The 19,660-nt window shown below is 67.1% G+C and carries 25 protein-coding genes; 16 read left to right on the top strand and 9 right to left on the bottom strand.

What is annotated here, in order from left to right:
• Window positions 1-86: 86 nt before the first annotated feature.
• The 7 genes from MKP08_RS08320 (at window position 87) to MKP08_RS08290 (ending at window position 4,506) form a co-directional block, all read left to right on the top strand.
• Window positions 87-1,040: a major capsid protein gene (locus MKP08_RS08320; protein ID WP_241553430.1), complete on the top strand. Its 954-nt coding sequence runs from the start codon at window positions 87-89 to the stop codon at window positions 1,038-1,040.
• Window positions 1,041-1,131: 91 nt separating this feature from the next.
• Window positions 1,132-1,677: a hypothetical protein gene (locus tag MKP08_RS08315; protein WP_241553429.1), complete on the top strand. Its 546-nt coding sequence runs from the start codon at window positions 1,132-1,134 to the stop codon at window positions 1,675-1,677.
• Window positions 1,677-2,402 (top strand): DUF1320 domain-containing protein, encoded by a 726-nt coding sequence (locus MKP08_RS08310; RefSeq protein ID WP_241553428.1) that lies wholly within the window; start codon window positions 1,677-1,679, stop codon window positions 2,400-2,402. Before MKP08_RS08315 ends, MKP08_RS08310 begins: the two co-directional genes overlap by 1 nt.
• Window positions 2,399-2,899 (top strand): phage virion morphogenesis protein, encoded by a 501-nt coding sequence (locus MKP08_RS08305; protein ID WP_241553427.1) that lies wholly within the window; start codon window positions 2,399-2,401, stop codon window positions 2,897-2,899. Before MKP08_RS08310 ends, MKP08_RS08305 begins: the two co-directional genes overlap by 4 nt.
• A complete protein-coding gene (locus MKP08_RS08300; protein ID WP_241553426.1) occupies window positions 2,896-3,312 on the top strand; it encodes a hypothetical protein in 417 nt (138 codons plus the stop codon). The genes MKP08_RS08305 and MKP08_RS08300 overlap by 4 nt, the downstream gene beginning before the upstream one ends.
• Window positions 3,309-3,572, top strand: a complete 264-nt coding sequence (locus MKP08_RS08295; RefSeq protein WP_241553425.1) for a hypothetical protein — start codon at window positions 3,309-3,311, stop codon at window positions 3,570-3,572. Before MKP08_RS08300 ends, MKP08_RS08295 begins: the two co-directional genes overlap by 4 nt.
• Window positions 3,565-4,506 (top strand): phage tail tube protein, encoded by a 942-nt coding sequence (locus MKP08_RS08290; RefSeq protein WP_241553424.1) that lies wholly within the window; start codon window positions 3,565-3,567, stop codon window positions 4,504-4,506. Before MKP08_RS08295 ends, MKP08_RS08290 begins: the two co-directional genes overlap by 8 nt.
• A gap of 17 nt (window positions 4,507-4,523) precedes the next feature.
• Here MKP08_RS08290 and MKP08_RS08285 read toward each other — a convergent pair whose 3' ends face one another.
• Window positions 4,524-4,742, bottom strand: a complete 219-nt coding sequence (locus MKP08_RS08285; RefSeq protein WP_241553423.1) for a hypothetical protein — start codon at window positions 4,740-4,742, stop codon at window positions 4,524-4,526.
• 25 nt (window positions 4,743-4,767) lie between these two features.
• Here MKP08_RS08285 and MKP08_RS08280 point away from each other — a divergent pair, with 25 nt between their 5' ends.
• From MKP08_RS08280 to MKP08_RS08245, 8 genes are all read left to right on the top strand, one after another.
• Window positions 4,768-7,041 carry a hypothetical protein gene (locus MKP08_RS08280; protein WP_241553422.1) on the top strand — a complete coding sequence of 758 codons (2,274 nt, stop codon included), beginning with the start codon at window positions 4,768-4,770 and terminating at the stop codon, window positions 7,039-7,041.
• On the top strand, window positions 7,038-7,406 hold the full coding sequence (locus tag MKP08_RS08275) for a hypothetical protein (protein WP_241553421.1): 369 nt from the start codon (window positions 7,038-7,040) through the stop codon (window positions 7,404-7,406). The genes MKP08_RS08280 and MKP08_RS08275 overlap by 4 nt, the downstream gene beginning before the upstream one ends.
• Window positions 7,406-8,158: a hypothetical protein gene (locus tag MKP08_RS08270; protein WP_241553420.1), complete on the top strand. Its 753-nt coding sequence runs from the start codon at window positions 7,406-7,408 to the stop codon at window positions 8,156-8,158. The genes MKP08_RS08275 and MKP08_RS08270 overlap by 1 nt, the downstream gene beginning before the upstream one ends.
• 73 nt (window positions 8,159-8,231) lie before the next feature.
• Complete coding sequence (locus tag MKP08_RS08265) at window positions 8,232-8,504, top strand: hypothetical protein (RefSeq protein ID WP_241553419.1); 273 nt, start codon at window positions 8,232-8,234, stop codon at window positions 8,502-8,504.
• Window positions 8,494-9,036, top strand: coding sequence for a lysozyme (locus MKP08_RS08260; RefSeq protein WP_241553418.1), 543 nt, complete (start codon window positions 8,494-8,496; stop codon window positions 9,034-9,036). Before MKP08_RS08265 ends, MKP08_RS08260 begins: the two co-directional genes overlap by 11 nt.
• Window positions 9,036-9,683: a hypothetical protein gene (locus tag MKP08_RS08255; protein ID WP_241553417.1), complete on the top strand. Its 648-nt coding sequence runs from the start codon at window positions 9,036-9,038 to the stop codon at window positions 9,681-9,683. The genes MKP08_RS08260 and MKP08_RS08255 overlap by 1 nt, the downstream gene beginning before the upstream one ends.
• Before the next feature lie 44 nt (window positions 9,684-9,727).
• A complete protein-coding gene (locus MKP08_RS08250; RefSeq protein WP_241555622.1) occupies window positions 9,728-9,871 on the top strand; it encodes a hypothetical protein in 144 nt (47 codons plus the stop codon).
• The gene (locus MKP08_RS08245) at window positions 9,864-10,217 is read left to right on the top strand and encodes a hypothetical protein (protein WP_241553416.1); all 354 of its coding nucleotides are present in this window, start codon (window positions 9,864-9,866) and stop codon (window positions 10,215-10,217) included. Before MKP08_RS08250 ends, MKP08_RS08245 begins: the two co-directional genes overlap by 8 nt.
• Window positions 10,218-10,220: 3 nt before the next feature.
• On the opposite strand, the gene MKP08_RS08240 is transcribed toward MKP08_RS08245, so the two are convergent.
• The 8 genes from MKP08_RS08240 to MKP08_RS08205 all read right to left on the bottom strand — a co-directional run bounded on the left by MKP08_RS08240 (window position 10,221) and on the right by MKP08_RS08205 (window position 17,353).
• A complete protein-coding gene (locus tag MKP08_RS08240) occupies window positions 10,221-11,159 on the bottom strand; it encodes a D-2-hydroxyacid dehydrogenase (protein ID WP_241553415.1) in 939 nt (312 codons plus the stop codon).
• Window positions 11,160-11,171: 12 nt separating this feature from the next.
• The gene (cysS, locus tag MKP08_RS08235; RefSeq protein WP_241553414.1) at window positions 11,172-12,614 is read right to left on the bottom strand and encodes a cysteine--tRNA ligase; all 1,443 of its coding nucleotides are present in this window, start codon (window positions 12,612-12,614) and stop codon (window positions 11,172-11,174) included.
• Between the two features lie 42 nt (window positions 12,615-12,656).
• On the bottom strand, window positions 12,657-13,103 hold the full coding sequence (locus tag MKP08_RS08230; protein WP_241553413.1) for a hypothetical protein: 447 nt from the start codon (window positions 13,101-13,103) through the stop codon (window positions 12,657-12,659).
• A 57-nt stretch (window positions 13,104-13,160) separates the two neighbouring features.
• Window positions 13,161-13,820: a nitroreductase gene (locus MKP08_RS08225; protein ID WP_241553412.1), complete on the bottom strand. Its 660-nt coding sequence runs from the start codon at window positions 13,818-13,820 to the stop codon at window positions 13,161-13,163.
• Window positions 13,817-14,089, bottom strand: coding sequence for a hypothetical protein (locus tag MKP08_RS08220; RefSeq protein WP_241553411.1), 273 nt, complete (start codon window positions 14,087-14,089; stop codon window positions 13,817-13,819). Before MKP08_RS08220 ends, MKP08_RS08225 begins: the two co-directional genes overlap by 4 nt.
• A gap of 2 nt (window positions 14,090-14,091) precedes the next feature.
• A complete protein-coding gene (gene cobT / locus MKP08_RS08215; protein ID WP_241553410.1) occupies window positions 14,092-15,918 on the bottom strand; it encodes a cobaltochelatase subunit CobT in 1,827 nt (608 codons plus the stop codon).
• A 10-nt stretch (window positions 15,919-15,928) separates the two neighbouring features.
• Window positions 15,929-16,582 (bottom strand): fructose-6-phosphate aldolase, encoded by a 654-nt coding sequence (fsa, locus tag MKP08_RS08210; protein ID WP_215228614.1) that lies wholly within the window; start codon window positions 16,580-16,582, stop codon window positions 15,929-15,931.
• Between the two features lie 69 nt (window positions 16,583-16,651).
• Window positions 16,652-17,353: a DUF4197 domain-containing protein gene (locus MKP08_RS08205; RefSeq protein WP_241553409.1), complete on the bottom strand. Its 702-nt coding sequence runs from the start codon at window positions 17,351-17,353 to the stop codon at window positions 16,652-16,654.
• A gap of 56 nt (window positions 17,354-17,409) precedes the next feature.
• On the opposite strand from MKP08_RS08205, the gene MKP08_RS08200 reads away from it, so the two are divergent.
• Window positions 17,410-19,575 (top strand): primosomal protein N', encoded by a 2,166-nt coding sequence (locus MKP08_RS08200; RefSeq protein ID WP_241553408.1) that lies wholly within the window; start codon window positions 17,410-17,412, stop codon window positions 19,573-19,575.
• The last annotated feature ends 85 nt before the right edge of the window (window positions 19,576-19,660 follow it).

Genomic DNA, 19,660 nt, shown 5'->3' with positions numbered 1-19,660 from the left:
TCCGGATCCAGAATTCGGGGTAGCGGCGCGCCCCCGAGACCCGCGCGCCGCACCCTCTTTGAAAACGTCCTGAAGGAGCTTTGAAAATGGCAAGTGCCCCCGCCACCGGACAGCAGATGAGCGCCGCCCAGGCGCGCGTCGTCGATCCGATCCTGTCCGAACACGTTCGCGGCTATTCCAATGCGCAGATGGTCGGCAACCGGCTGTTCCCGCTGGTCAACATGCCGACCCGCGCCGCCAAGCGGATCGAATTCAACCGCGAGGCGCTGCGGCGCGTCCTCACCGCTCGCGCGCCCGGCACGAACATCGGCCGCTACACGATGAGCTACAAGGGTTTGCCGGTGAACCTCACCCAGGACGCCCTGCAGGCGGTGACGCCGATCGAGTTCGTCGAAGAGGCCGGCGAAGTGCCGGGCATCGACCTGCAGCAGGAAAGCGTCGACGTCGTTCTCGCCGTCATCGCGCTGAGCCTGGAGATCCAGCAGGCCGAGCTCGCCCGCAATCCCGCCGCCTACGATGCGGGGAACAAGCTGGCGCTCGCCGCCGGCGACCGGTGGACGAGCGCCGACAGCGACCCGGCCGACCAGGTCGAGACCGGTAAGGAGCAGATCCGCAAACGCACCGGCCGCCGACCGAACACGCTCCTCCTCTCGGCCGATGCGCGTTCGGCAGCGAAGAACCATCCGAAGATCCGCGACCACTTCAAATACACCACTTCGGCCGCGGTCTCGGACGAGATGCTGGCGCAGTATTTCGACGTTCCCAACGTCGTCACCGGCGATGCGATCTACGACCTCGACGATGGCACCACCGTCGATGTCTGGGGGCAGGACGCGGTTCTCGCCTTCGTCGCGCCGGAGGGGCAGCGCAACATCCGCCTGCCGTCCTACGGCTACACCTATCGCCTGCGCGGGCATCCGTTCGTGGAGCCGGTCGAGTGGGACAAGGACACCCGCAGCTGGGTGAACAACGTCATCGACGAGCAGTCGCCAGAGATCGTCGGTTCCGACGCCGGCTTCCTGTTCCAGGGCGTCGCCTAACCGGCGGCTCAGATCCAGTGCCCTGGGGGCGGGGCGGCGACTTCGGCCGTCGCCCCGCCTTTCGATTTCCCCCAGCGAAAGGACCGATCCGATGTCCGACTACGAAGTTCTTACCCGCCTTTCCAACGGCAAGAAGCGTCCCCATGCCATCGGCGCGATCGTCGAGATCGAGGACGAAGCCGAAGCCAAGCGCCTAGTCGGTCTTGGCGCTTTGCGTCCGGTCGCCGCGCGCGATCGCGAGGCCGATGGCAGCCCGATCGGCACGGCCCAGCGCTCGATGGCGGCGGCCACCGCCGGAAAGGGTGATCTCAATTTCGTCACCGCCAACGCGCAGATGCGCCACGATCTGACCGCGAAGAGCCACAAGCAGCTCGACAAGATCATCGCCGACGAGAAGATCGCCGATATTCCCGCCGCCGGTCCCAAGCCGAGCGTGGCCGAGAAGGCCGAGGCCATCATCGCCGCGCGCGGTAACGCGATGCTCGGCAGCTTCGATCGCCGCCAGCTGCTCGACCTCGCGGCCGCCTCCGGCTTCGGCGACGTCGCCGCGCTCGAACTGCCCGAGGACGCGGCCGAGACCGAGATCCGCGCGGCGCTGATGCGCGTCGCCGCGGCGAAGGCCGACCACCACGGCTGATGCGCGTCGTCTCGATCATCAAGGCCCCGACCGAACGGATCGTCCATCGCGTCGATCTGGGCGGTCGGGGTGCCGGGCAGGCGCTGGTCGAGATCGAGCAGCGCGGTGTGGTCGCGAATGCTGCGGCGATCGGGGCCGACGCGATGCTGGTCGAGGGTAATCTCGAACTGGCGCTGAGCGGGGGCAGCGATGGCGAGCTCTATCTGGTCGAGGCGCAGGTTCCGATCGAGGACGGCTCGACCCGCGCGATCGCGATCGAGGTCGCGGTGATCGATGGTGCCTGGGTGATGCCCGATGGCGGCGCGCCGATGCTCTCGGTCGCCGCCTTCGTTTCGCGCGTCGGGCGCGACCAGGTCCTGCGCCTGACCGATATGGGTGACGGCCGGATCGACAAGGGGCTGGTCGTCAACGCCCTGGTCGATGCGCAGGCGCAAGCCGAGGCGCACCTCGCCGGCCGGTTCAAGCTTCCCTTCGAGCGCGTCCCCGCGATCATCGAAGCGATCGTCGCGGATCTGGCGCGCGCCGGCCTTTACGAAAACGAAGTCCCCGAAAACGTCGAGACCAGGCGCAAGCTCGCGCTGCGCAATCTCGAAGGGTTCCGGGACGGCAAGCTCCAGCTCGGCAGCGAAGCTCGGCCCGAGGCGACCGCGCCGCGCGATCCGGTTCGCGTCCGGCCCGGCCGCCGCGCCTATCCGGACGGGCTGAAGGACTACGGTTTCCGGTGAGCGAGATCATCACCATCAGGCTGGAACAGCGCCTGTCCGAGCAGCTGCGCGCCGCGATCGAGGGCGCGGAGGATCTGACGCCGGCGATGGACGACATTTCCGAGCGGCTGCTCGAAAGCACCCGCCGCCGGTTCGATACCGAGAGCGGCGTCAGCGGCGTTCCCTGGAAGAAGAGCCGCCGCGCGATCGAGGACGGCGGCAAGACGCTGCAGGACAGCGGCCGCCTCTACCGCGCGCTCGATCGCCGGTCCGGGCCGACTTTTGCCGAGGTCGGCGTTCGTGCCGGTGGCCCGCCCGAGATCTACGCCGCGATCCATCAGTTCGGCGGGACCATTCGCCCCAGGCACAAGAAGGCGCTTTCCTTCGCCGGGCGCGTCGTCGCCCAGGTGGTGATGCCCGCGCGGCCCTATCTCGGCTTCGATCCCGAGGACCGCGAGGATATCGTCGAGGTTCTCACCGCGCATCTGCGCCGGTCGTTCGACGAGGCAGCAGCGTGATCGCGCTCGCGCCTTTCGTCGAGCGGCTGAAGGAAGCCGGTTACGGTCACGTCAAGGGCCTGTTCGAGTTCGCGCAGCTGACCGCGCCGCCTCGCAACCTGCCCGCCGCTTTCGTCATTCCCGAAAGCGAGGGTGCCGCGGGGCAGCCGAAGGTCGGTGCCTACGATCAGCTGATCACCCTGCGCCTCTCGGTCGTCATCGTGATGGAAGCGCCCGGTCGCAACGCAGCGCAGGCCAGCGAGACGCTCACCACCGAACTGCGCCGGGTGAAGGACAGCCTGTTCGGGTGGAAGCATCCCGAGGCGGCTTCCGCCTGCATGATCGCGGGCGGGCGGCTGCTCGACCTCGACGCCTCGACGCTCAGCTGGGCGGCGCAATTCACCTGCACCTATCGCGAAAGGAAGACCCGATGAACCCGAAGAAAACCGCGCCCGCACCCGTCCCTGTCGAGGCTGCGCGGGAAGTAAGCCAGCGCACCGGGAAGTCCGCCCCCTCGGTGCGGCAAGGGTGCCTTCAGATCGACGGCTTCGGCCTGCCTGTCAACGGCCCGGCGCGGGCGAAGGTGCTGGCGGAGCTGAAGGACGCGAAGGGCGATCCCCTCGCGAACCCGAAGGACTGGAACGAGACGCTGGCCGGCGAGGCCCGCAAACTGACGGAGAAGTTCTATGGTTGATGTGACCCGCATCATCGCGGCGAAGGCCGAGGCGACCTATGGCACCGACGCCGGTCCGACGCTGGCGGCCGACGCGATCCTGACCCGTAATTACTCGACCACCCCGCTGGAGGTCGACCAGGTCAACCGCAACCTCGACAATCGCAACTACGGCGCGACCCGGCAGAAGCCGAGCAATGCGCGCATCCGGTCGAGCTACGAGGTCGAGCTCGCGGGCTCCGGTGCCGCCGGGACCGCGCCTGCCTGGATGAAGTTGCTCGCGGCCTGCGGGATGAAGCCGGCGCAGGTGACGGCGGGCGACAATGTTCGCCAGGTCTTCGCCCGACCGGGCGAGGCGAACGGCTCGCTGACCGAGTATTCCTGGACCGGCGGCAACCAGCTGCGCAAGGCGCTGGGCCAGCGCGGCACTTTCAGCCTCGATTTCACCGCCGGGCAGATCCCGTTCGCCAGTCTGACGATGACCGGCCTGATCCCGACCGTCGCGCCGCGCGTGGTCTCGGTGGCTGGCGCGGCCGATCTCACCGATTGGGTCGAGGGGCTGGAGGTCAACAACGAGAACTCGCTGTTCACGCTGGGCGGCTTCGCGGCGATCACCCGGTCGCTCAAGATCGATGGCGGGGTGAACGCGAACCTGCGCTCGCTGGTCGGTGCGCGCTACGTCAAGAGCGGCAATCACAACGCGACCGCCCGCGCGATGATCGAGGCACCCTCGATCGCGACCAAGGACTATCTCGCCAGCCTCCAGACCGGCGATCTCGTCCCCTGGAGTTTCGTCCACGGCACCGCCGCCGGGAACATCGTCGAAGCGGGCGGCGCGAAGGCGCAGATTACCGCGATCGCCGAGCAGAACGAGGACGACGTCCTGATGTTCGACATCTCGCTGCTGCTGACCACCGACGCCGCGAACGAGGATCTGGTTCTTACCGCCCGCTGAGACCGGCCCACCATCTTTCATCCCGATTGCAGGACCCTTTCATGTTCAAACTCGTCGAAGAACGCCGCGCCTGGCAGCCCGTCACATTCCCCGGCCTGACCGAGGAAGGGGAAACGGTCGACCTTCGCCGCGCTGCAGGCGAGCCAGCCCGCGCGCGGCGGCGGGGTGGTCGCGCCCTCGATCGCCTGCGCGAAATGGTGGACCCGGCCGAGCGCGCCGCTGACGGCCGACTTCATCGGCAGCGCCGGAACCGGGGGATCGATGCAGGCCGCCGCGATCGCCGATGCGATCAGCCGCCTCGCCTCCGGGCCAGCGGTCGAAGCGCTGGCAGAAGCCTGCGACCTGCGACCGGGCGTTGCCGGCATTCACATCGCTTCTGAGCAGGAGAGCTTCGCCCAGGCGATCGACCGGCTGCTCTACGGCCTGTCGCTGTTCTGGGTGCCGCAGCCGGCCGGAACGATCGCCATTCGGCCCTTCGCCTTCACCGCCGGTGCAGATCCCCTGCAGGGCGTGTTCAAGGGGCGTTCGCGGACCCATCCGCCGCACCGCGAGCGGCGCATCGGCTTCCAGCGCAACGAGCGGGTCCACAGCGAAAGCGAGATCGCAGGCATCCTGCTAGACGAACTGACCGATGGCGAGGCGGATTTGGCGCGCGAGGATCTGCTCAATTCCTACCAGCGCTGGTCCGAAGTCGCCGACACCGATCCCGACCGGCCGCGCCCGGCGGACGGCGCGACCAGCGGGACCAATCTCCTGTCCGATCCGGTTCGGCTAACCAGGGCGGTGCGGCTCGACTTCGCACCGTTCAATACAAATGCGGTGATCCAGCGCGACCTCGACCTCGGCCCTAACAATCGCAACAACAACCGGATCGCACACGGTCTCGGCACCAACGCGGTGATGTTCGACGCGGGCTACCTGCCGGTCCACCCCAGGGAGACCGTTTTCGTCTCGCGGTTCGTCTATCGCGACGGGGCGAACGGTCAGCTTTCCTGCTTCGTCGATTTCTTCGACGCGATGAGGGGCTATGTCAGCTCGATCACCGCGATCGCGGGGACAGCGCTCGACAACAGCGCGCCCGTCGCCTGGCGAGTGGTCGGCGGCAAATTCGTGGTGCCCGAGGATGTCGCCTTCATCCGCCTGGGCAGCGTGCGAACCGGGGGTGACGCGGGGGTCTGGTACGCTGCCGATCCTTACGTCGGACGGCAGGAAGGCGGCGCGACCGCCGGGGCGATCGCGGGCGATAATCTGACGGACAGCTCGGGCCAGCTCCTTGGCGACACGGACGTGAAGAACGACGCGTGGACCATCGGCGGCGATGGCCGCCTTACGACTGGACCGATCTCGCTGCCGAAGCCGGTTGCCAACGAGCAGATCGCGATCGACGGCAATGGCCAGATGCAGGGCATCGGCACCGGCGCGGGCAAGCGGGTCGCGAACAACAAGATCACCGCGAACGATGCCTATGCCAGCAATCTGTTGCGCCGGGCGAACGGCGGCGGCGACTTTACCGGCGAACTGAACGCCGATCGCACCGCGGGGAAGAGCCTGTCGCTGCTGGTCGACCGCACCGCGGACAACATCACAGAAAGCGGGGACCGCAAATGGGCCTCGGAAAGCGGGGCGGACATCACCGCGAACGCCCAGGTCCTGATTACGCCTCCCGCGACCCAGAAGGTCTATCGAACCTACGAGGGCGAAGTGAAGGCCGGCCAGCTGCCGCGCAGCATAAAGCCGCTGGTGCAGAAAGGCGCGGCCAACGTCTCTGCCGAGGACTTCGTTTCCTACGCGGCCAGCGCGACAGGTGGCCTGGCGGTCGCGGTCAACAATGCGAACGGCGACCCGGCGAAAGGAACGGTCACGATCAGCCAGGGGACCAGCTTCGGCGCGGGATCGGTTCGCCTCACTGTGACGGTAAGCGGGCAGAGCTATGGCCCCTACGCGGTCGATTTCGAGGTTGCCGATGATCCCCCTCCGACCAGCTCGGTTGGCGGAGGCGGCGGCTCGGGCGTCAAGCAGGGCAGCGACAGCACGATCGAGCAGGTCCCCAACGCCCCGGCGAATGTCGCGCAGCTTACCCGGATGGGTAGCGGCGAACTCCCACTGATCCTGTCGCTCGCGAGCGGAGAGAAACTCAAGGCGACCGGGCCTTTTTCCTACGAGTGCGCTGCTTTGAACGGGAGCACTTCGGAAACGCAGATGTATGCGCAGTGGCGCTATCGCCCGGTCGACGGCTCGGGCGTGCCGACGGCGGGATGGGCCGCGTTCGGTGCCTATATCGCCGGCACCGGGGCGTCGCGCTATATCGGCAGCGACTATGACGAGGTGGAGGGCGGGCAGCAGCCCGTCTATATGAAGCCATCCTTCACCCAGCAGAGCTATCCGGGGACCATCCTCGTGACGCAGGAGAAGGCGGGCCTCGCCGCCGGTCTCTATGAAGTCGAGCTGTTCGGCTATGCCGGGACGACGGGCGGCGGCAACGCCGTTGCATTGAACGTCTATTCCGGCACCGCGACCGTGAAGGCCACGGCATGAACGGCGTGCCCGCCACCAGGTCCGAATGGCTGCGCTCGAACGAGCTGGTCGAAATCGCGACGAACGCGGTCATCGCGGCGCGCTGGGGCGACCTCGCCTCGGTTGGCGCGGTCTCCTCGCCGCTCGCCCTGCGCGCCGACGCCAGAGCCGAGGCGCTGCGCCAGCTAGCGTTCTTCGACAGCCCGCTGGCGGTCGAGACGATCGAGGTTCCCGGTCGCCACGCCCACCGGATCGGCACAGCACTGCCGCTGTTCGCCGACGAGGAAGGCTATCGCGAGGGTCCGCTGGTCTTCGTGATCGGGGCCGAAGAGCGCGAGGGCGGCGTCACCCTTTTCACCGTCCTGCGCAAGATAGGAGCCGCCTGATGCGTGGCCTGACCATCCTCTGCCCGCTGCCCTTCGCCTCGGTCACCGTATCCGACGGGACCGGGGCCGCCTATCTGTCGACACCCGATCCGAAAGAGGTCTGGCGGGCGGGCGCGCTGCGGGCGGGCTCGATCGAGGTCGATCTGGGCGCGACGATCCCGATCGATACCGCGATGCTCGGCTTCACCAATGCGGCCGCGACTGCGACCTGGGCGGTGACGGTGATCTCGGCCGACCGGCAGACCAATACCGTCATTCATGGCCCGGCGACGATGCGGGTGCCTGGCGCGGCGGGCGCGCGCTTCCACGCGCTGGCGCTGGCGCAGCAGCCGGTCGAGGGGCGCTTCGTCCGCTTCACCTTCACCCAGGCGCAGGGCGCGCCCGCGCTGGAGATCGGGCTCGCCCTGGTCGGGCTACGCGCGGAGCATGCTTACGAATGGCGCTCCGGCCGGCGGCCGATCGATCTGGGCGAGCGGGTTGATCTGGCGGGCGGCGGGTTCGGCTTCGGGTCGGGCGCGATCAAGGGCTCCTATCGCTTCACCGCCGCCGACCTTTCCGACGCCGAGGTCGAGGACCTCTGGAACACCATCATGGAGGTCGGGGTCCGGCGACCGGTGCTGCTGGTCGAAGGTGGGGACAACGCCGTCTCGCACAACCGCATCCACTATGGCGTGTTCGAGCGGTTCGAGCCATACGAACGTGCCGACGCCGCCGACACGCGATGGGCGCTCACCCTCCAGGACTGGATCTGATGCCGGTGTGCCAGCGCACCGGGATCGACGGCTTTTCCGCCTGTTATTCGGCCGACTTCTACAGGAGGTCGAAATGAAAAGCTGGATTGCAGAGAGGCTGGTGCCCGACGCTCGCCTTTGGTGGCGGCTCTGGAGCGTGCGGGTGATCGCCCTGGGCGTTTTCCTGCATTCGTGGATCATGTTCGATCCGGGCGCGGTCCTCTGGCTCTGGAACATGATGCCGAGGCCCCTGGCGCGCTTGCTGCCGGTCGAGTTCGTCTCGCTGGTGAGCGTCGCGCTGTTCCTCCTCGCGCTGTTCATGCGCCTGACCCGGCAGAAGGCCCTGGAGGCGCGCGATGCCGGGTAACGCGAAGCCCGGTCGGAAGACCGCCGCTGCCGGCGGCGCGGTCGCCGGCGCGATCAGCGCGCTCGCCCTGATGTTCAGCCTGACGCCCGATTGGGAGGGGCGCAGGCTTGATCCCTATCAGGATATCGTCGGCGTCTGGACGGTCTGCGATGGGCAGACGCGGGTCGAGATGCGCCGCTACACGCCGGCCGAGTGCGACGCGATGAGCGAGCGCGCGTTCCGCGATCATCTCGCCTATGTCGCGCAGGTATCGCCGGGCATCGAGCGCTGGCCCTATCAGCAGGCCGCGCACGCCGATCTCGCTTACAACATCGGCAAGGCGGCCTATCGCAAGTCGAGCGTGAGCGCGCTGTTCAATCGCGGCGAATACCGCGAGGCGTGCCGGGCGATCCTGAAGTATCGGTTCGCGGGCGGCAGGGAGGTGCGCGGTCTCATCCTGCGGCGGACCGGCGACGCGGCGCGCATCGGTGACTATGAAATGTGCCTGGGCGACGCGGTCGAGGCCGATCTCGAAGCGCGAGGAGCGCTCTGATGGAGGCGAAGCTCTCCGCCTTCATCGCACGCAATGCGATCATCCTCGCGATCTTCGCTGTCGTGCTTGGCGTAGCAGTGGTGCAGACGGTCCGGATCGACGGACTGGCCTTGCGGCCGTTCGGCTTCAAGGTGTTCGCGATCGAGGGGCTGACGGAAACGGTGGTGAAACGCGATGAGGAGCTCGCCGCGATCAAGAGCGCCCAGAACCTTGCCGCCCAGCTGGCGCGCAATGCGCGGCTTGAACGCGAGCGGATTTACAGCGACCTCGCGGAAAGGATCGATCACGATGCGACTGCCGACCTCGATACTGCTCTCGGCGCTACTGAGCGCTTCATTGCTGCTGGCGGGATGCGCGGGCAAGCCGCTCGCTGTCCGGGCGGCGCAACCCGAACCGGCCCCGCGGATCAAGGCTCCCGAGGTTCTGAAGGAGCCCGTCGAGCGCCCCAGCTGGATGCCCCCGGCGCAGGCGATGGCAATAGCGCTGGTGAAGACAGTGAAGGGCTTGTCCTCGTCTCCGCCGAAGACGTGAGGCTGTGCACCCTTAACACCATCAAGGCGGAGGCAGGCCACCGCCTCGCCATCGATCTGGAGAAGGCCAGCGCGACCCACGTTGAAGGGCCGGTGCAAGCCCCGGGAAGCCGATAATACCGCCCGATTAAATGGCGCGGATTTTTTGGCGCGCTACAGACATGCCCGCGACCAAGTTCGGTCGCCTCGCCGCGCACGATCCGCGCTTCGTGCTCGACCTCAGGAACGGGCGCGAACCGCGCAGCGGCACTGTGTCCCGGATCGACCGGTTCATGACCGACTGGCGGAGCGCGCGCCATGCATGAGGAACGCCCCCTCCCCCGCCGCCCGCGCGCCCGTCGTACCCCCGCCGATCGCCTGCGCGCCGCGCTTCTCGCCCTGGCCGATGGTCACGGGATCGTTCGCGAGCACCTGGAAACCCCCTGGGCCAGCATCACCTTCGCCGGGGCGCGGCACCGCGTGGTGTTGTGTTTCGAAGGCGCGGAAGCCGTCGCGGCAGGCGAGCAATTCATCGGCGACCTGCGCGAACACGAGTTCACGATCCCCGGCCAGCTGGTCGCCGATGCCACCGTTGTAGAGGTGGACCATGTGCTGCTGCCCCAGCCGCGCCTGACCGTGACCGCCGAGCTACTGCTGCTCGAAGATGTCTAGCCGCTAGTACCCAAGCGACAGGTCGAAGCGCGGCTCGACCGGTTCGCCCTTCACCCAGCGATGGCAGTTCTCGACGAAACGCGTCGCGGCGCGTTGAAACATCCTGGTCTGCGCGCGGCCCGACAGGTGCATGGTCAGATGCGCACGCTCGACATCCCATAGCGGGTGATCGGCGGGCAGCGGCTCGGGCGTCATCACGTCGAGAAACGCCCCGCCCAGCCGCTTTGCCTCCAGCGCGTCGATCAGCGCAGGCTGGTCGATCACGCTGCCGCGCGCGATGTTCACCAGGACGGCGGTGTCCTTCATCGCGGCGAGTTCGGGCGCGCCGATCATGCCCTCGGTCTCCGGTGTCGCAGGGACAGCGAGGACGATCCAGTCGAACGCGCCCAGCCGCCGACGCCACTCGTCCGGCCCGAGCGCGTTCTCGCCGCCGGAGCGCCGGACAACGGTGACCTCCATCCCGAACGCCGTCAGCCGCGGTTCGATCAGCCGCCCGATTGCGCCATAGCCGAGCAGTAGCACCCGCCCGCCTTCCAGCTCCATCTTGCCCGGCGAATCGGACAGCCATTCGCGGGCGTCTCGCGCACGGACCACGTCGTCGTAGCCTTTTGCGTGAACCAGCATCCCCATCACGACATATTCGGCGATGGTCACGGCGTTGATCCCCGCCCCGTTGGTGACCGTGACGCCACGTGTCCGCAGCAGGTCGAGCGGCAGGAAATCTAGCCCGGCATAGATCGAGGTGAGCCATTCCAGTCGCTCCGCGCGCCGCACCGCCTCCAGCATGATCGCGGTGTCGTTATGATCGAACCACCCGATCTGCGCCTCTGGCGCCAGCGCGTGCATTTCCTCGACCGAGGTGAACCAGCGCGGCTCTATCTCAGGGGGGAGCTGCGGCTCCACCAGCGGGCGCACGAGCGCGGAAAGAACGGCGATCGTCATTTTCTTTACTGGTCAGCCCAGCTTCCATTCCCAGCCGAGCGGGTCCCCGTCCATCACCTCGACCCCCTTCGCCGTCAGCTCATCACGGATGGCGTCGGAGGCGGCGAAGTCCTTCTCCGCCCGCGCGGCCTTGCGGCGGGTGAGCGCGTCCTCGATCTCGTCCTCGCTCAGTTGCGCATCCTTCGGCCGGATGCGCAGGTCGGTACGCGCGAGGTCGAGCAGGCCGAGGCCCAGCACGGCATCCATTTTCTCGATGACCGCGCGCTTGGCACCGGCATCCACTTTCTTCATCGCGAGCGCTTCCTCGAGAGCGGTCAGCGCGATCGGAGTATTGAGGTCGTCCGTCACCGCATCTTCGAACTTCGACAGCGCTGGTTCGAACTTCGGGTGCATTTCGTCGACCTTGTCGGCAGCGTGCAGAGGGGCCGCCAGCAGCACCATTCGCTTCAACCGCGTCAGCGCCGCGCCCAGCCCTTCCCAGGAGAATTCCAGCTCGCTGCGGTAGTGTGCCTGCAAGCACATCAGCCGGTAGGCGAGCGGGTGATAGCCCCTGTCGAGCAGCAGTTGCAGGCGCAGGAACTCGCCCGACGACTTGCTCATCTTGCCCGTCCGGTCGACCAGAAAATTGTTGTGCATCCAGATGTTGGCACCCGAATGTGAGGGAACGTCGAGCCCCCCACAGCCGCAGAACGCCTGGTTCTGCGCGATCTCGTTCGGGTGATGGATCTCGCGGTGGTCGATCCCGCCGGTGTGGATATCGAACGGGAAGCCGAGCAGTTTGCCGCCCATGACCGAGCATTCCAGATGCCATCCCGGCGCGCCGCGGCCCCAGGGCGAATCCCATTCCATCTGCCGCGTTTCGCCCGGCGGCGTGGTGCGCCAGATCGCGAAGTCGGCGGCATTGCGTTTGCCCTCGACCGCGTCGATCCGTCCCTCACCCTCCTCGGTAACCGCCCGCGCGAGCTTGCCGTAATCCGCCACCGTGGAGACATCGAAATAGAGGCCGGAATCGAGCTGGTAGCAGTGCTTGTCGGCGATACTTCGCGCGAAATCGAGCATCTCGCCGATATAGTCCGTCGCCACCGACCATTCCGCGGGCTGCCGGATATTAAGCGCCTTCACATCGGCCCAGAACGCTTGCGTGTAGTGCCGCGCGATGTCCCAGATCGACTGCGCATTCGCCGCCGCCGCCTTCTCCAGCTTGTCCTCGCCCGCATCGGCATCATCGGTCAGGTGGCCGACATCGGTGATGTTGATGACGTGGGTAAGTCTGTAGCCCTGCCAGCTCAGCGTGCGCCCCAGCACGTCGGCAAATACATAGGCGCGCATATTGCCGATATGCGGATAATTGTAGACCGTCGGTCCGCAGGTATAGACCCGCGCCTCCCCCCTATGGACGGGCGTGAACGTCTCGATCTGGCGGGTCAGCGAATTGAATAGGCGCAGGTCGCTCATCCGCGTGCGATGGAGCGCCGTTCGGTGCGGGTCAAGGCAGCTCTAGCGCGCCTCCTGCTCGCTACAGAACGCCGGGTTGTCCGCACCATCGCCGAACGCACAGCCGCGCTTGATCTCGGCGCGGATCCGCTCGCAAGAATTCTGGATATTGCACGGCGGTCGTGTGGCGGTGGAAATCTGGTTGCATTGCCCGGACAGCGCCTCCGCCTTCTCGCGACCGATCTCCGCAAGGCACGACCCGGCGACCGGCTTCGCGTCCGCGTTGTTCAGCTCCCTGCTGGCGACATTGTATTCTTCGGTAGTCGGCGAAGCGGTCGGTGCAGGCTCGGCGGTGTCGCTCGGCTCGAAGCTGGTCGTCGTCACCTCGGCGGGCGTGGAAAGTTCGGTAGGCTGGGCCGAAGGTTGCCCATCGCCCGGTTCCTGCGATCCACACGCCGCCAGACCTAGTGCCAGGCACGTGAAAACAAACATCGGTACGGTACGGCGCATGGGGATCTCCTCTTCGCAGTTAAGCGAGCCCGTGCCTCAAGCGTTCCAGCTCAGGCGCTAAAACCCCTCGAACCGCACATGCTCATCCAGCGGCACGCGGCAGCGCTCGAAGGAATTCACCGCTGCGTCCGGATCGTCATAGCCGATGGCCAGACCGCAGAAGAACATGTGCGTCTCGCGATCCACGCCCAGATGCTCCATGATCGGACGGGCGAAATAGGCCATGTATTCCTGCGGGCAGCTGTCGAGCCCTTCGCCGCGCAGCAGCAGCATTATGGTCTGCAGCCACATGCCGACATCGGACCATTGCGCTTCCTTCATAATGCGCGGGAAATAGCACAGCAGCAACGCGGACGCGCCGAAGCTCTCGGTATTGCGCGCCATCGCCGCGGCGCGCCCCTCCTTGTCCTCGCGCGCGATTCCGAGCGATTCGAACATCGCCGCCGACAGCTCGTAGAGCCGCGTCCTGTAGCGCTCGTCCCCCTTGGGCGCGTCCCAGTCGTATTCGGGCGGCTGCATCTGCTCAGTGCGCAGTTTCTCGCGCAAAGCCTCGAGCGGCGCGCCGGTTAGCACCGTCGCTTCCCACGGCTGATAATTACACCCCGAGGGCGCCCAACGCGCCGTGTCGAGCACGCGATGCAGCACCTCGTACGGCACCGGCATGTCGAGAAATGCGCGGACCGAGCGGCGGGTGCGGACGGCTTCGGAGACGTTCATCGAAAGATAGCCGCCAGAATGAAGGCGAGACCAAGACTCATACCCAACATGCTGACCCATTTCAGTTTGTATGGAGTCATATGTTTCGGGGGCGGATACGCCTCGAGTTGCCGTCTTTCCTCGAAATATTTTTCATCCGCTCCAGCCTTCAATTCAGAAAGCCGCTTCTGCCATCCGACAACACCTTTCACGTCTCTTTCGGGGCTTCGATACCCTGAATAGGAAATCGCGACCAAAGCGATCCCAGACATCACGAGCGACCAATCCATCGCTACCCCTCCACCTCGAACAAGTCCGCCAGCTGCTCGATGATCGTGCCGCCGAGCTGTTCGACGTCCATGATCGTCACCGCGCGCTTGTAATAGCGCGTCACATCGTGACCGATGCCGATGGCGACGAGCTGGACCGGGCTCTGCTTCTCGATCCAGTCGATCACGCGGCGCAGATGGCTTTCGAGATAGCCCGCGCTGTTCACGCTGAGCGTCGAATCGTCCACCGGCGCACCGTCGGAGATGACCATCATGATACGCCGGTCCTCGGGCCGGGCGAGCAGGCGGGTGTGCGCCCATAACAGCGCCTCGCCGTCGATGTTCTCCTTCAGCAGCCCCTCGCGCATCATCAGGCCGAGATTGCGGTGCGCGCGGCGCCACGGCTCGTCCGCCTTCTTGTAGATGATGTGGCGCAGATCGTTCAGGCGGCCGGGCTGCGCCGGCTTGCCGTCGGCGAGCCATTTCTCGCGCGCCTGACCGCCCTTCCACGCACGGGTGGTGAAGCCAAGGATTTCCACCTTGACCCCGCAACGTTCCAGCGTGCGGGCAAGGATATCCGCGCTGATCGCGGCGATCGAGATCGGGCGGCCGCGCATGGACCCCGAATTGTCGATCAGCAGGCTGACGACGGTGTCCTTGAACTCGGTATCGCGCTCGCGCTTGTAGCTGAGCGAATGGCCGGGGCTGATGACCACACGGGCGAGGCGCGCGGCATCGAGCAGCCCCTCTTCCTGGTCGAAATCCCAGCTGCGGCTCTGCTGCGCCATCAGGCGGCGCTGGAGCCGGTTGGCGAGCCGCGTGACGATCGATTGCAGCCCGGTAAGCTGGCTGTCGAGATATTGCCGCAGCCGATCGAGCTCGGCCGCGTCGCACAGCTCGGGCGCCTCGACCACCTCGTCGAAGGCGGTGGTATAGGCGCGGTAGTCGAAATTCTCCGGCTCGTCGGTCCACGGGCGGTTGGGGCGGACGGGCATCATGCCCTCCTCCCCGTCGTCGCCCGGCTCGCCCTCGGCCATCTCCTCTTCGCCGGAAAGCTCGCTCTCGCCGTCCTCGCTTTCGCCTTCCTCCCCTGCCTCGCCCGCCATTTCGGCGCTGTTGGGCTCGTTCCGGTCGCCGCCTTCGGCCTCGTCCTCGCCGTCGTCCTCCGGGGTTTCGCCCTCGTCTTCGTCGCCGCCCTCGCCGCCGTCGTCGGGCGCCTCCTCGGGCAGCGTCAGTTCGAGATGGCGCAGCATGTCCAGTGCGAGCGACTGAAAGGCGGACTGGTCGGATAGCCGCTCGGCCAGCCCCTCGAAATCGCCGCCGGTGCGCGCCTCCACGAATTCACGCACCATATCGACGCCGGCGCGGGCGCGCTCGGGAACCGGCTGACCGGTTAGCTCCTCGCGAAGCATCAGCGAGATGGCGGTCTGGAGCGGCACCTCGCTTTCGTTCTGCGCGCGCACGATTGGATCGCTGGCGACGCGCAGCTCGGTCGCCGCGTCGAGGTTTGCGCCTATCCCGCTGTAATTGTTGGTGCCGAGCGCCTCGTAACGAACCTGCTCGATCGCGTCGTAGACCGCGCGTGCGACCGGCTCGGACGGAGCGCCCCTGCCGTGCAACGCCTCGTTATGGTGGCGCTTTCTGAGCGCGAAGCTGTCGGCGAAGCCGCGCGCCTCCTGCACCTGTCCGGCGGGCAGGTTGCGCCCGGGCAGCGGCACGCGGAAATTGTTGCCGCTCGCCGCCGGGCTGTCCGCGCTCCACGCGACATCGACCTCGCGCTCGCGCGACAGGGCGCGGGCGCCGCCGGTCAGGGCACGCTTGAAGCGATCGAGAGGGGTTTCTTCGGACAATTCGTGCGGCTTACAGGATCGACTGGCCGGTCTTTTCCCAATCGGCCAGGAAGCCCTCGATCCCCTTGTCGGTCAGCACGTGCTTCACCAGGCCATGGATCACCTTGGGCGGCGCGGTCATCACGTCGGCGCCGATCAGCGCGCATTCCAAGACATGCGTCGCGTGGCGGATGCTGGCGGCGAGGATCTCGGTTTCATAGGCGTAATTGTCGTAGATCGTGCGGATGTCGCGGATCAGTTCCAGCCCGTTGGCGCCGTTGTCGTCGTGACGGCCAAGGAACGGCGAGACGAAGGTCGCGCCAGCCTTTGCGGCGAGCAGCGCCTGATTGGCGGAAAAGCAAAGCGTGACGTTCACCATTGTGCCGTCCTCGGTCAGCGCCTTGCAGGTTTTGAGCCCGTCCATCGTCAGCGGCACCTTGATGCAGACATTGTCCGCGATCTTGCGCAGCTTTTCGGCTTCTTTCATCATGGTGGCGTGGTCGAGCGCGACCACCTCCGCGCTGACGGGTCCATCCACCAGATCGCAAATCTCCTTCGTCACTTCCATGAAGTCGCGGCCCGACTTGGCGATCAGGCTGGGATTGGTGGTGACGCCGTCGAGTAGGCCGGTTTCGGCAAGCTCGCGGATTTCGGCGATTTCGGCGGTGTCGGCGAAGAATTTCATGGGTAGCTGGGCTCCGGTTGATACGAGTCACGCCCGCTCTAACCGAGCCGGCGCGCACTCGCCACCCCGCTAGAGCGCCTGCGCGCCGCCGAACACGGCGATGATCGCCGGGTTGCGCGTGGATGCGGGATCGGCACGGATCGCGGCCTCTTCGCGCCCGATCTCGGTCCAGATCGCGTCGTTGACGCTGCCCGCCACGCGGTTGGCCACGCCAGCGACATCGACACCGGTGAGGCTCGACAGCGCCCGATCGACCAGCGGCTCGCGCGAGACGCGCATGGCCTGCGCCAGTTCGGGCACCATCGCCTCGATCAGCCCATTGCCGAGATCGGTGCGCAGGAAGCTGGTCGCGGCGGTCGGGCCGCCGGTGATGAGATCGACTGCACCCCGGATGCCGATCACGCGCACCGCGTCGGTGACCACCGGCGCAGCCCGTGCGCTGGCGTCGAGCGCGAACTGGGCGAAGGCATCCTGCAGCCGTGCCTTGAACAGGGCGGAGGTCAGAATGCTCGCCAGAACGTTACCCCGCGCGCCAAGCAGGCGGTCAAGCCCAACGGTCGCCACTTGCTGGTCCCAGAATCCACCGGGCGCGGTAAGCCGGGCGAAGGCGCGGTCGCTCGACAGAAACAGCAGTTCGCGCACGGCATCTGTCAGGCCATAGCGGCCGAAGGGGCTGGTCGCGCACCCGGCCAGCAGCAGACCGCCGGTGGCCGTCATTGCGCCGCCCATGAACGCCCGGCGTCGTGTGGGCTTGGTCAGAAGTCCGGTCATTATACTCCCTCCGCTCCTTGTCGCACCCACCCTGCGACCCTCATATTGACGGACGAATGAACAGAGTTCGCGTCCTCGTCTTCAACGCCGCCCTTGGCGCGCTGGACTACCGCGTGCCCGATGGCATGGCGGTCGAACCGGGCAGCGTCGTGCTCGCACCGCTGGGACCGCGCCGGATTACCGGCGTGGTGTGGGACGAAGACGTGCTGCCCGGTGCGCCGGTTCCCGATGCGAAGCTGCGTCCGCTAGCCGAGCTCCTGCCGGTCCCGCCGCTGCGCCCCGCCCTTCGCCGCCTGATCGAATGGACCGCCGACTATTACTGCGCCCCGATGAGCGCGGTCGCGCGCATGGTGCTGGCGAGCGGCGGCGCGCTGAAGGGTCCGGCGACCATGACCGAATACCGCCTGTCGGGCGGCCTGCCAGAGCGGATGACGCCGCAGCGCGACCTGGCACTCGCCGCGCTGGAGGGCGAGCAGGCGACGATCCGTGAGTTGGCGGGCATTGCCGGCGTGTCCGAGGGTGTCTTGCGCGGCCTCGTCAATCAGGGCGCGCTGGAACCGGTCGAGGTCGATATCGACCGGCCTTACCCGCAGGCGCGCGCCGACTTCGCGGAGCCGGTGCTTTCGGCGGAGCAGCGGGAAGTTGCCGACGAACTGGTCGCTGCGGTCGAGGCGCGCGACTTCGCCCCGATCCTGCTCGACGGCGTGACCGGCTCGGGCAAGACCGAGACTTATTTCGAGCCCCTCGCCGCTGCGCTGCGCTCCGAACGGCAGATACTGGTCCTGCTGCCCGAGATCGCGCTGACCGAGAATTTCCTGCGCCGGTTCGAGGAGCGGTTCGGAGCCGCGCCGATCGTCTGGCACTCCAGCCTCAAATCGACCGAACGCCGCCGGGCCTGGCGGGCGATCGCCAGCGGGGAAGCACAGGTCGTGGTCGGCGCGCGCTCGGCGCTGTTCCTGCCTTATGCGAACCTCGGCCTGATCGTCGTCGACGAGGCGCACGAGATCAGTTTCAAGCAGGATGACGGGGTGCGCTACAACGCCCGCGACGTCGCCGTGATGCGCGGCCATTTCGAGCAGGTCCCAGTGGTTCTCGCCAGCGCCACGCCCGCACTCGAGAGCCTGCAGATGGCCGAAAGCGGCGTCTATCGGAAGCTCGACCTGCCGAGCCGCTTCGGCGGAGCCGAGCTCCCCGCCATCGATCTGATCGACCTTACCGAGGAGAAGCCCGAACGCGGCCGCTGGCTCGCGCCCCGGCTGGCGCACGAGCTGTTCGCCCGGCTCGAACGCGGCGAACAGTCGCTGCTGTTCCTCAATCGCCGCGGCTACGCCCCCCTGACGCTGTGCCGCAATTGCGGCTTTCGCTTCCAGTGTCCCAATTGCAGCGCGTGGCTGGTCGAGCATCGTTTCAGCCAGCGCCTCGCCTGCCACCATTGCGGGCACGAGACGGAGCCGCCCGCGACATGTCCGGAATGCGGCGAGCCCGATTGCCTTGTCGCCTGCGGCCCCGGGGTGGAGCGGATCGCCGACGAGGTCGCTGAGATCATGCCCGACGCGCGCGTCGCGGTGGTCACCAGCGACACTCTCGGCAGCCCAGAGCGCGCGGCGGAGTTCGTCGAGATGGCAGAGAGCGGTGCGATCGACGTGATCGTGGGCACCCAGCTCGTTACCAAAGGCTTTCACTTTCCCGAACTGACGCTGGTCGGGGTGGTCGACGCCGATCTCGGCCTCGAGGGCGGCGATCTGCGCGCGGCGGAGCGGACTTATCAGCAAGTGGCGCAGGTCGCAGGTCGCGCGGGTCGCGGCTCCAAACCGGGTGAGGTGCTCATCCAGACCCGCCATCCCGATGCGCCGGTGATCGCCGCACTGGCAGCGGGCGACCGCGACGCATTCTACGAGGCCGAAACCGAGGCGCGCCGCCATGCCGGTGCCCCGCCCTTCGGTCGCTGGGCCGCGATCATCGTTTCCAGCGAGGACGAGGCCGAGGCGCGCGATGCGGCCCGCGCCATCGGCGGCACCGCCCCACGGCTTGAGGATATCGCCGTGCTCGGCCCCGCCCCCGCGCCGCTCGCGCTGCTGCGCGGTCGCTATCGCTACCGGCTTCTCATCAACGCGCGCAGGTCGGCAAGGGTACAGGACGCGATCCGCGCGTGGCTCGCTCCGCTCGATCTGCCGCGCGGGGTTCGGGTCAGCGTGGACATCGATCCGTATAGCTTCGTCTAGGCTCCGGCCCCCGCTTCTCGTCTTCCGGGAACGCGACGCAATACGGTTGGTTAACGCTAACATCCGGCGCGCCGTTCGACGATGC

It is taken from the genome of Erythrobacter sp. LQ02-29, from assembly GCF_022576075.2.
GTDB lineage: Bacteria > Pseudomonadota > Alphaproteobacteria > Sphingomonadales > Sphingomonadaceae > Alteriqipengyuania.
The sequence above is the reverse complement of the archived record's forward strand: the minus strand, read 5'-3'. Positions and strand labels throughout refer to the sequence as shown.

Bases quoted from the DNA above. Each gene is read 5' to 3' on its own strand.
- MKP08_RS08275 (WP_241553421.1), top strand. From the start codon at position 7,038: ATGAACGGCGTGCCCGCCACCAGGTCCGAATGGCTGCGCTCGAACGAG.
- MKP08_RS08280 (WP_241553422.1), top strand. From the start codon at position 4,768: ATGCAGGCCGCCGCGATCGCCGATGCGATCAGCCGCCTCGCCTCCGGG.
- MKP08_RS08310 (WP_241553428.1), top strand. From the start codon at position 1,677: ATGCGCGTCGTCTCGATCATCAAGGCCCCGACCGAACGGATCGTCCAT.
- MKP08_RS08250 (WP_241555622.1), top strand. From the start codon at position 9,728: ATGCCCGCGACCAAGTTCGGTCGCCTCGCCGCGCACGATCCGCGCTTC.
- MKP08_RS08245 (WP_241553416.1), top strand. From the start codon at position 9,864: ATGCATGAGGAACGCCCCCTCCCCCGCCGCCCGCGCGCCCGTCGTACC.
- MKP08_RS08290 (WP_241553424.1), top strand. From the start codon at position 3,565: ATGGTTGATGTGACCCGCATCATCGCGGCGAAGGCCGAGGCGACCTAT.
- MKP08_RS08265 (WP_241553419.1), top strand. From the start codon at position 8,232: ATGAAAAGCTGGATTGCAGAGAGGCTGGTGCCCGACGCTCGCCTTTGG.
- MKP08_RS08225 (WP_241553412.1), bottom strand. From the start codon at position 13,820: ATGAACGTCTCCGAAGCCGTCCGCACCCGCCGCTCGGTCCGCGCATTT.
- MKP08_RS08315 (WP_241553429.1), top strand. From the start codon at position 1,132: ATGTCCGACTACGAAGTTCTTACCCGCCTTTCCAACGGCAAGAAGCGT.
- MKP08_RS08260 (WP_241553418.1), top strand. From the start codon at position 8,494: ATGCCGGGTAACGCGAAGCCCGGTCGGAAGACCGCCGCTGCCGGCGGC.
- MKP08_RS08220 (WP_241553411.1), bottom strand. From the start codon at position 14,089: ATGGATTGGTCGCTCGTGATGTCTGGGATCGCTTTGGTCGCGATTTCC.
- MKP08_RS08295 (WP_241553425.1), top strand. From the start codon at position 3,309: ATGAACCCGAAGAAAACCGCGCCCGCACCCGTCCCTGTCGAGGCTGCG.
- MKP08_RS08230 (WP_241553413.1), bottom strand. From the start codon at position 13,103: ATGCGCCGTACCGTACCGATGTTTGTTTTCACGTGCCTGGCACTAGGT.
- MKP08_RS08285 (WP_241553423.1), bottom strand. From the start codon at position 4,742: ATGAAGTCGGCCGTCAGCGGCGCGCTCGGCCGGGTCCACCATTTCGCG.
- MKP08_RS08255 (WP_241553417.1), top strand. From the start codon at position 9,036: ATGGAGGCGAAGCTCTCCGCCTTCATCGCACGCAATGCGATCATCCTC.
- MKP08_RS08200 (WP_241553408.1), top strand. From the start codon at position 17,410: ATGAACAGAGTTCGCGTCCTCGTCTTCAACGCCGCCCTTGGCGCGCTG.
- MKP08_RS08240 (WP_241553415.1), bottom strand. From the start codon at position 11,159: ATGACGATCGCCGTTCTTTCCGCGCTCGTGCGCCCGCTGGTGGAGCCG.
- MKP08_RS08320 (WP_241553430.1), top strand. From the start codon at position 87: ATGGCAAGTGCCCCCGCCACCGGACAGCAGATGAGCGCCGCCCAGGCG.
- MKP08_RS08270 (WP_241553420.1), top strand. From the start codon at position 7,406: ATGCGTGGCCTGACCATCCTCTGCCCGCTGCCCTTCGCCTCGGTCACC.
- fsa (WP_215228614.1), bottom strand. From the start codon at position 16,582: ATGAAATTCTTCGCCGACACCGCCGAAATCGCCGAAATCCGCGAGCTT.
- cysS (WP_241553414.1), bottom strand. From the start codon at position 12,614: ATGAGCGACCTGCGCCTATTCAATTCGCTGACCCGCCAGATCGAGACG.
- MKP08_RS08205 (WP_241553409.1), bottom strand. From the start codon at position 17,353: ATGACCGGACTTCTGACCAAGCCCACACGACGCCGGGCGTTCATGGGC.